Annotated in this window: 1 protein-coding gene; it reads right to left on the bottom strand. The window is 54.7% G+C overall.

Translation table 11 applies throughout. The features are described from left to right. The coding region (locus M8006_RS17715) for a PD-(D/E)XK nuclease domain-containing protein (RefSeq protein ID WP_250084533.1) at positions 1 to 717 on the bottom strand (717 nt) is incomplete at both ends.

The raw sequence follows: 717 nt of genomic DNA, 5'->3' as shown, positions 1-717 counted from the left end.
TGTGTTTGATTTGCGCCAGCGCCGTGCCTTCCGGCAGTTGCTCCACCACCTTGAACTCAAACAGGTAGATATGCCCGCCAAAGTCCACGCTCATGTCCACCTTGCCATGGTGGCTGGCGTCTTCCACTGTCACATCCAGCCCCAAGGCCGCAAAGTGGCTGTAAAACACGCTGGCATAGTGCCCTTCGTATCGAGCAATCGGATTATTGCGGTACCAGTCATGGGGAAGTCCCGCGTAAAGCGCCTTTAAGTGCGTTTCTAACCCGTCGAGATCGTGCTGGCTTAAATGACGGAACAGCGTTCGGCGCTCGCGTGGGGCGTTCTCGACCCCCAGTGAAGGCAGCAGCGCATGGTTGAGGCTGGTTTCGACTTCGCGATTCGGAAAGCCCAGGGTGTACTGGCGGTAACCCAACAGGGGCTCTTCTACCTGCTGAATGGTCAGATAGCCGGTTTGAAACAGCAGGCCTTCGGTGCTGATCTGGTCAACATCAAACTGGCTGAGCAGTTCGTACTCGGTTTCCCAATGATCCAATGAAGGGGTAAACACCCCGCGTTGCTTAAGAATGTCGACCAAAAACGTGGGCGTCGCGGACTCAAACCAGTAAGGGCCGAATTCTTGTTCTTGGAACAGTAACAGTACATCGAAGGGATTGTAGACGGACGTTACCTCACGCCCCCCCCAACGATAGCCGTTATACCACTGTTTGATTTCCTGAC

It is taken from the genome of Halomonas llamarensis (genome assembly GCF_023555005.1).
Classification (GTDB): domain Bacteria; phylum Pseudomonadota; class Gammaproteobacteria; order Pseudomonadales; family Halomonadaceae; genus Vreelandella; species Vreelandella llamarensis.
The sequence above is the reverse complement of the archived record's forward strand: the minus strand, read 5'-3'. Positions and strand labels throughout refer to the sequence as shown.